Below are 8,007 nucleotides of genomic sequence, written 5' to 3'. Positions count from 1 at the left end.
ATCAACACTCAGAAAAACCAGGTTGAACCCCAGGTAGGCGGGCGTGGCGTCGGGTCCGACCTCGAGTTCGGGCACGTCGACGGCGTGCACGACCACGAAATACCGGTGTGGACCATGGCCTTTCGGCGGTCCCGCACCGACGAAGCCGGGAAAACCACCGTCGTTGCGCAAGCTCACCGCACCGGCGGGCAGGCTCCCGCCTTCGCTGCCCGCACCGGAATCGAGGGTGGTGACCGATGCCGGAATATCGGCCACGGCCCAGTGCCAGAACCCCGACGCGGTCGGTGCGTCGGGGTCATACACCGTCACCGCGAAACTCTGCGTGCCCTCGGGGAATCCGGACCAGCTCAGCTGCGGCGAGATGTCCTTGCCGCCGGCACCGAACACTCCCGACACCTGATCGTTGGCCAAGGGCTGACCATCGGTGATGTCGGCGGAGGTAACGGTGAACGAGGGCACCTGCGGCAACGCGTCATACGGGTTGTAAGTCATCGAGGACCTTTCGGGTCGAGGTCAGCTGTGCAGAAGGAAGTGTTCCAGCACCCGGGTGCCGAATTCCAGTGATGCCACCGGCACCCGCTCGTCCACCCCGTGGAACAGGGCGGTGAAGTCCAGCTCGGGAGGCAGCTGCAACGGTGCGAAACCGAAGCAGCGAATCCCCAAGCGGGCGAACGCTTTAGCGTCGGTGCCACCCGACAGCATGTAGGGCACGGTGCGGCCGTCGGCGTCGTGGGCCAGGACCGCGTCGTTCATGGCGTCGACGAGGTGGCCGTCGAAGGTGGTCTCGTAGGAGTCGAGTTTGGTGATCCATTCCCGCTCCACGTCGGGTCCGATCAGCTCGTCGACCTCACGTTCGAACGCCGCCTGCCGTCCCGGCACCACCCGGCAGTCGACCACGGCCTCCGCGGTCTGAGGGATGACGTTGGCTTTGTACCCGGCCTGCAGCATCGTCGGATTCGCGGTATCGCGCAGGGTGGCGCCGATGATGCGCGAGATGGTGCCCAGCTTGGCCAGCTGACCTTCGATATCGGGTCCGTGCGGGTCGAACGCCAGCCCGCTCTCCTCGCTGACCGCGGCGAGGAACTCGGCCACCGAGTCCGACAGCACCACCGGGAAGGTGTGGCGGCCCAGGCGCGCGACAGCTTCGGCGAGGATGGTGACGGCGTTGTCCTCGTGCAGGAACGACCCGTGCCCGGCGCGGGCCTTGGCACGCAACCGCATCCAGCCCAGGCCCTTCTCCGCGGTCTCCACCAGGTAGAGCCTGCGTTCGGTGCCGTCGGGGCGGGGCACGGTCAGCGAGAACCCGCCGACCTCACCGACCGCCTCGGTGACACCGTCGAACAGGTCGGGCCGGTGCTCGACCAGCCACTGCGAGCCCCATTTGCCGCCGTTCTCCTCGTCGGCCAGGAACGCGAACACCAGATCGCGCGGCGGAACCGTGCCCTCGGCCTTGAACTGGCGGGCCAGCGCCAGCGTCATCCCGACCATGTCCTTCATGTCGATCGCGCCGCGCCCCCACACGTAGCCGTCGCGCACCGCGCCCGAGAACGGGTGCACGCTCCAGTCGGCGGCCTCGGCGGGCACCACATCGAGGTGCCCGTGGATCATCAGCGCCCCGCGGCTGGAATCGGCGCCCTTCAACCGCGCGAACACGTTCCCGCGCCCGGGCGCACCGGATTCGACGTATTCGGTCTCGTAACCGACCTCGTGCAACTGCTGTGCCACCCACTCGGCGCACTCACGCTCACCTTTGGTGGTGGACAGCTCGCCGGTGTTGGAGGTATCGAACTGGATCAGCTTGCTGACCAGCTCCACCACCTCGTCTTCCGCGCGGGACCGCCCGTTCGAACCAGAATTCTCGCCAGATGCCGACACGTCCCCTTTCCTACCACCATTCGCGCACCCGTCGCGCCACCTGCCGCCCTCAGGACCCTTGCGCCGCTGCTCGCGCGCCGAACTCGGCGTGAGCAGAACTAGGAATTCGCCTGCGTCCCGGTGGCGTGCTTGGCTGTTGTGATGAGAGCGCAGGTTGTCCGAGTCGGTGTCCGCGTGCTGGCCGGTGCCGCGACGGCGATCGGCGCTGCCGGGGTCGCCTTGCATTTCATCCGCTGGCCGCTGGAGCCGCTCGTCCTCGCGGCTTCGGGGGCGCCCTATCTGATGGGCGGTGCGGTGCTCGGCGTCGCCGGTTTCACGGCGACCAGGCAGTGGATCGCGACCGGTGTGGCCGTGGTGGTGGCGGGCGCGGGGATCGCGACACAGGCGCCGCTGTATGTCGCACAGAACGGTGGTCGGGGACAGCCGATCGTGGCGATGCAGGCCAATCTGCTCTTCGACGGTGCCGATCCGCGGGCGCTCGTCGACCAGGTGCGTGCGCGCGACATCGCCATTCTGACCGTCAACGAGCTCACCCGCGCGGCCGTGGCGAGCTTGTCGCAGGCCGGCCTCGACGAGTTGCTGCCCCACCGCTACCTCGCACCGGGCAAGACTGCCAGCGGTACCGGTATCTGGAGCCGATTCCCGTTGTCGGACACCGTCGAATACGACGGCTACGTCCTCAATCAGATCTCGGCCACCGCCACCGTCCCCGAGCTCGGCCCGGTCGCGATCTACGCCTTCCATCCCGTCCCGCCCGTCTACGACACCGGTGTCTGGGCCGACGAGCTCGCCCGCTTGCACGAGATCCTGCGCCTGTCCCCCACCGATCGCCCCGTGATCGCCGGCGGCGATTTCAACGCCACCTACGACCATGCCCGCTTCCGCGCCCTGGCGTCGGGGCGTTTCGCCGACGCGGCGGTCCAAGCCGGCGCGGGTCACCTGGTCACCTACCCGACCGACAAGGCCATCCCGCCGCTGGTGGGCATCGACCATTTCCTGCTCGCGAATGCCCGCGCCACCAGCGTCGAAACTGTCGCCGTACCCGGCGCCGATCACCGAGCGCTGGTGGCCCGGATAGTTCTCACAGCCCAGGGTTAGGCCCCGGTATTCAGCTCGCGTTCGGCGCTGCGTTCGGCCAGGCGCACTCTCCACTGCTCCATGGCCTGGCGCAGTGCCGCGCCGACGATGGCGACGAACTCGGCGGATTGTTCGAAGCGGGCGCCGGCCGGGGTATCGGGGCCCAGGATCTCGACGCCGCGCCGGGTCATGGCCGCCAACGAGTTCTGCATCTGCACCGAGGCGACGAGGTTGCGCAGCCAGATGTCGTCGTCGACGAGATAGCGCTCGCGCCGTTCACCGGGAACCAGTTCGCGGCGCAGCATGCCCTGCTGTTCGAGAAAGGCGACCGCGTTGGAGATCGAGGCCGGGCTCACGCGTAGTCGCGCGACCAGCTCGGCGGCGGTGAGCGCTCCGGAGTCGGTGATCTGCAGGCAGGCAAGCACTCTGGCTTCCATCCGGGGCAGACCCTGTTCGATGAGCAGCGCGGTGAACGATTCGGTGAAGTCGGCGACCGCGCGGGGGTCGCGCCCGTAACCACCGTCGGGGATCGGTGGCGCGAGCGGTTGGGCCTGCTTGTGGCGGCGTGCGCGCTGCTGGGTGGCTGCCTGCGCGCGTTCGGCCCGGTAGTCGTCGGGTCCGCCGTTGCGAGTGACTTCGCGCATGATCGTCGAGGCCGGCCGGCCGAGCGCGCGCCCGATCTCGGCGTAGCCGAGCCCGTCCGCGAGCCCCGCGGCGATGTGCTGACGGTCCGCGTCGGTGAGTCTGCCTCCGGGCATCGCTGCTGGTCACCTCTCTGTCGACCGGTACGAAGCGGGTGGCCCGCACCACGCCCAGTATGCATTCACCTTCATTTCATTGCAAAGCGCAACGCACGAGCCCGTTGCATTCACGCTCATTGTCATTGCACTATCAGCGCTTTATCGTTCTCTACCACGCATTTTCACCCAAGTTGACTGTTGACAGATGAGTGAACGCAATCTACCTTTTAGTCATCAGTAAATGCCGAACACCGCAACGCAAGGACACAACAATGACTTCCTCGAACCCCGCCAGCACCGTCGCCCCCTGGACCGGCATGGTGACAATCGACGACACCGAACTGGCCGTCACCGACACCGGCGGCACCGGAACCCCGGTGGTCTACCTCAACGGCCAGTTCGCCACCCAGGGCTACTGGCGCCGGGTCATCGCCGACCTCGGCCCCGGCTACCGTCACATCACCTTCGACGAGCGTGCTCGCGGCAAGTCGAAGAAGTCGGCCGACTACTCCTTCGACACCTGCGTGCGCGATATCGACGCGATCCTCGCGGCCAGGGGTGTGACCGAGAAGCCGATCCTGGTCGGCTGGTCCTACGGTGCCTACCTCGGGGCGCACTGGACCAGCCGCAACCCGGCCGGCGCGCTCGGCGCGGTCCTCGTCGACGGCGCGTTCCCCTACGACTGGCTCGACGAGGCGATGGAGCAGCGCATCCGCAAGCTGTTCAAGCGGCTCAGCTGGGTGCTGCCGCTGGCTCGCCCGACCGGGCTCGCGCCCCGTTTGACCGCACAGCAGCAGGCCGACAGCAATATCGAACTCGGCAAGCTCTCCAGCGTCAGCGCACTGGGCCCGGTGCTGAATGCCATCACCGTCCCGGTGCGGTATGTGGTCGCTTCGGGAACTTCGTTCGGCAGCCGTGGCGACGAGCAGGAGAAGATCCGCGCCGGACTGGACGCGGTGCTCGACAGCAACCCCAACATCCGCATCAGCGCCAAGGTCGCCAGCAACCACGGTGCGATCCTGCGCAAGGACTTCCGCGCCATCGCCGACGCCGTCCGTGAGATCGAGACCACCGCCTCGATCACGCGCTGACTCGGTACCGATTCCCTTCCCCCACAAACAGAACCCCAAGGAGAAACACCATGTCTGTCACCCTCACCGCCCAGGAAAAGATCACTGTGCGCACCGCCGCATACGGTGCGGTCTCCCTGCTCGCCGCCGCGGGCGGGGCTACCGGCAAGCCGCACAAGATCGCCACCACCGGCAGCATCGCGCTGTCGTCGGCGACCGGTGTGGTCGGGCACGTGCTGGCCGAGAAGTCCGGGCGCATCGCACTGAGCGGCTCCTCGGTCGCCGAACTCGCCGATCGGGTGCTGCCCGCACTCACCGCCGCGGTGAGTCTGCTCGGCCGGTACGACCCGGTAGAGGCCGAGAACTTCCGCAACACCATCGCCGTCGCCCTCGACACCGCCCAGCTCTACCAGACTCAGCCCAACCCTACGATGGTCGACATGACCCGCAAGATCACCGGAGCACTCGCCGCCGCGTGATGAGATACCCACTCGCGCAACCACAGCCGTGTCACAGGGCCCGTGACACGGCCACCGTGGTGTGCCGGGTGATCACCGATCGACGACAGCGCTCTCGCGCGCGGCGAGCACCATATCCACCCGCGCCTCCATCGCCTGACCGGCTGCACGCAACGGTTCGGCCGAACGTAGTGTGCGGCCCAGAATGAATGCCCCTTCCAGCGCGGACAGCATCGCCAAGATCAGCTCGCGTGCCGCGTCTTGCCCGACGCCGCGTTGGACGAAATACCGGGTGCCCTGGTCGATCCAGTCCCGCACGACCTCCGCGGCCACCTCCCGCAAAACCGGTTCGCTGTCGGCGATCTCGCCCGCGACGGTGCCGACGGGGCACATGTTCATCCACCCCGACTCCTCGAGTGTGCGCGCGGCGTCGTCGAACGCGGCGGGCACGGCAACCCGCAGATCCTGGTGCGGGTCCATCAGCAGTGGTAGCAGCTGGATGTAGGCCGCGCCGGTGCTGCGCAGCGCCTCGGCCGCGATCTGCACTTTGCCCTGCGGAAAGTGGTGGTAGAGCGACCCCATCGGCGCCTCGGCGGCGGCGGTGATCTGTTTGACGGTGATCGCGCTGTAGCCGTGGACACGCATCAATTCCGCGACCGCGGTCACCAGTCGCTCGCGGGTACTCGTTGACATCTGCTCGCTCACTCCACCAGACTAGAGCAAACACGCTAGAGCAAACGCTCTAGTCGTGGAGGCAAGGGAGGATGTCATGGCGACCGTCGAACTCGATGCGGGCCGGATCCACTACCGCGAACACGGCGAAGGACCTCCGGTGGTCCTGCTGCACGGACTGTTGATGAACCACACGGTCTGGGACTCGATCCTCGACCACCTGCCCACCGGCTTCCGCTACGTCCTGCCCGACCTACCACTGGGCGCCCACCCCGAACCCCTGCACCCGGGCACCGACCTGAGCTTGCGCGGCCTCAATCAGCTCGTCGCCGACTTCCTCGCCGCACTGGACCTGCACGACGTCACCCTCGTGCACTCCGACTGGGGCGGGGCCCTGTTCCTCACCGCCTACGGCCTCGACGAACGAGTCGGGCGCTTGATCATTTTCCCCAGTGAAGCTTTCGACAACTTCCCGCCCGGCCTCCCGGGCAAAACCGCCACGCTCGCCTCGGCCCTGCCCGGCGGCATCACCCTGGCCTTGCGCCAGATGCGCATCGGCTGGCTGCGCCGCAGCCCCGTGATGTTCGGCTGGATGGCGAAAACTCCCCTCCCCGACGCGCTGGTCCACGCCTGGACCGAACCGGGCCTGCGTGACCCCCGCATCCGCGCCGATCTGCTCGCCTACACCCGCTCCGGCTTCGACAAGCGCGAACTCGTCACCAACACCGAAGCCCTGCACCGCTTCTCCGGCGAAACCCTTGTCCTGTGGTCGTCCGCGGGCAAAGTCATGCCCCGCTCCCACGGCCACCGCCTGGCGGCGCTGATCCCCCGTTCCCGCCTGGTCGAAATCGACGACGCCTACGTTTTGTCGATGCTCGACCAACCCGCCGCCGTCGCCACCGCGATCACCGAATTCCTCGCCACCTCCCGTGCCACCCGGGCGTGACCTACATCACTGATCGATCCTGTCAGGGTTTCGGCGGCCGTCTCGTTCAGAAGGCACGCGAACCAGACAGGAGCCAATCATGAAGCACCGCATCGTCGTCCTCGGGGCCGGATACGCCGGGGCCTTCTCCGCCGGGGTACTGGCCCGCCGACTCCATTCCGACGACTTCGAGATCACCGTCGTCAACGCTGAACCCGATTTCGCCGAGCGGCTGCGCAATCATCAACTCGCCGCCGGGCAGAATCTGCGCCACCTGCCGCTGACGCAGGTGTTCGCGGGCACCGGCATCCGGCTGCGGGTAGCGCGAGTGAGCGGCGTCGATGTCGACCACCGGACGGTCACCATTGCCGACGGCGACGACATCGACAGGCTCGAATACGACACCCTGCTCTACTCGCTGGGCAGTACCGCCGCCGTCCACGGCATCGCCGGGGCCGCCGAGCACGCCTACCACGTGGCATCCCGCCCGGCCGCGCTGCGCCTGCGCGCCCGGTTGGCCGACCTGGGCACGAACGGAAAGGTCCTGGTGGTCGGCGGCAACCTGACCGCGATCGAGGCCGCCACCGAGATCGCCGAATCCCATCCAGGGCTCCAGGTCGGCCTGGCCACGCGCGGCGAACTCGGCGGGTGGCTGGGCGGCAAGGCCCGCCGCCACCTGTTCGACGCCGTCGACCGGCTCGGGATCACGGTCCACGAGAACACCACCATCACCCTGGTCGACGCGGCGGGCGCGGTTGCCGCCGACGGCACCGCTTTCCCCGCGCAGGCGACGGTGTGGGCAGCCGGGTTCGCGGTGCATCCGATCGCCGCGACCAGCGGTCTCGCGGTGGAACCCAACGGGCAGATCACCGTCGACCGGCAGATGCGGTCGGTCTCGCACCCCGACGTCTACGTCGCCGGTGACAGCGCGTTCGTCATCGGCGACAACGGTTTACCGTTGCCGATGTCGTGCGCGTCCGCGGGATTCACCAGCATGCAGGCCACGGCCACGATCGTCGGAGACCGGACCGGGCGCAAGATCTCGACGACCTCACTGTCGTATGTGGGCAACCACATCAGCCTCGGCCGCAAGGACGGGATCTTCCAGGTGGTCGACGGTGACGCGCGATCGAAGTCGTGGGCCCTGCGCGGGCGAACGGCCGCCCGCGTCAAAGCGGTGATCCTCGGGG

At 67.9% G+C, this 8,007-nt stretch carries 9 protein-coding genes; 5 read left to right on the top strand and 4 right to left on the bottom strand.

The window, feature by feature from the left end; translation table 11 throughout:
* Positions 1-492: YbhB/YbcL family Raf kinase inhibitor-like protein (locus ACFWF3_RS15855; protein ID WP_379314245.1), on the bottom strand; the 492-nt coding region annotated here is incomplete at its 3' end.
* A gap of 21 nt (positions 493-513) precedes the next feature.
* Complete coding sequence (locus tag ACFWF3_RS15850) at positions 514-1,875, bottom strand: M20/M25/M40 family metallo-hydrolase (RefSeq protein ID WP_379314244.1); 1,362 nt, start codon at positions 1,873-1,875, stop codon at positions 514-516.
* Positions 1,876-2,016: 141 nt separating this feature from the next.
* Between ACFWF3_RS15850 and ACFWF3_RS15845 the strand changes: the two genes are divergently transcribed.
* Positions 2,017-2,973: an endonuclease/exonuclease/phosphatase family protein gene (locus ACFWF3_RS15845; RefSeq protein ID WP_379314243.1), complete on the top strand. Its 957-nt coding sequence runs from the start codon at positions 2,017-2,019 to the stop codon at positions 2,971-2,973.
* On the opposite strand, the gene ACFWF3_RS15840 is transcribed toward ACFWF3_RS15845, so the two are convergent.
* Positions 2,970-3,710 carry a helix-turn-helix domain-containing protein gene (locus ACFWF3_RS15840; protein WP_379314242.1) on the bottom strand — a complete coding sequence of 247 codons (741 nt, stop codon included), beginning with the start codon at positions 3,708-3,710 and terminating at the stop codon, positions 2,970-2,972. The two genes, ACFWF3_RS15845 and ACFWF3_RS15840, sit on opposite strands and share 4 nt — an antisense overlap.
* A 254-nt stretch (positions 3,711-3,964) precedes the next feature.
* On the opposite strand from ACFWF3_RS15840, the gene ACFWF3_RS15835 reads away from it, so the two are divergent.
* Complete coding sequence (locus ACFWF3_RS15835; protein ID WP_379314241.1) at positions 3,965-4,783, top strand: alpha/beta fold hydrolase; 819 nt, start codon at positions 3,965-3,967, stop codon at positions 4,781-4,783.
* A gap of 50 nt (positions 4,784-4,833) precedes the next feature.
* Positions 4,834-5,241, top strand: a complete 408-nt coding sequence (locus ACFWF3_RS15830) for a hypothetical protein (protein WP_379314240.1) — start codon at positions 4,834-4,836, stop codon at positions 5,239-5,241.
* Positions 5,242-5,313: 72 nt separating this feature from the next.
* On the opposite strand, the gene ACFWF3_RS15825 is transcribed toward ACFWF3_RS15830, so the two are convergent.
* On the bottom strand, positions 5,314-5,925 hold the full coding sequence (locus ACFWF3_RS15825; RefSeq protein WP_379314239.1) for a TetR/AcrR family transcriptional regulator: 612 nt from the start codon (positions 5,923-5,925) through the stop codon (positions 5,314-5,316).
* Between the two features lie 64 nt (positions 5,926-5,989).
* Here ACFWF3_RS15825 and ACFWF3_RS15820 point away from each other — a divergent pair, with 64 nt between their 5' ends.
* Positions 5,990-6,838 carry an alpha/beta fold hydrolase gene (locus ACFWF3_RS15820; RefSeq protein ID WP_379314238.1) on the top strand — a complete coding sequence of 283 codons (849 nt, stop codon included), beginning with the start codon at positions 5,990-5,992 and terminating at the stop codon, positions 6,836-6,838.
* A gap of 79 nt (positions 6,839-6,917) precedes the next feature.
* Positions 6,918-8,007, top strand: a 1,090-nt coding sequence (locus tag ACFWF3_RS15815; RefSeq protein ID WP_379314237.1) for an NAD(P)/FAD-dependent oxidoreductase, incomplete at its 3' end; no start/stop codon positions are given.

The organism is Nocardia sp. NPDC060220 (assembly GCF_042727815.1).
Taxonomy (GTDB): domain Bacteria; phylum Actinomycetota; class Actinomycetes; order Mycobacteriales; family Mycobacteriaceae; genus Nocardia.
Note: the sequence above shows the minus strand (reverse complement) of the source record. Positions and strands in the feature narration are given on the sequence as shown.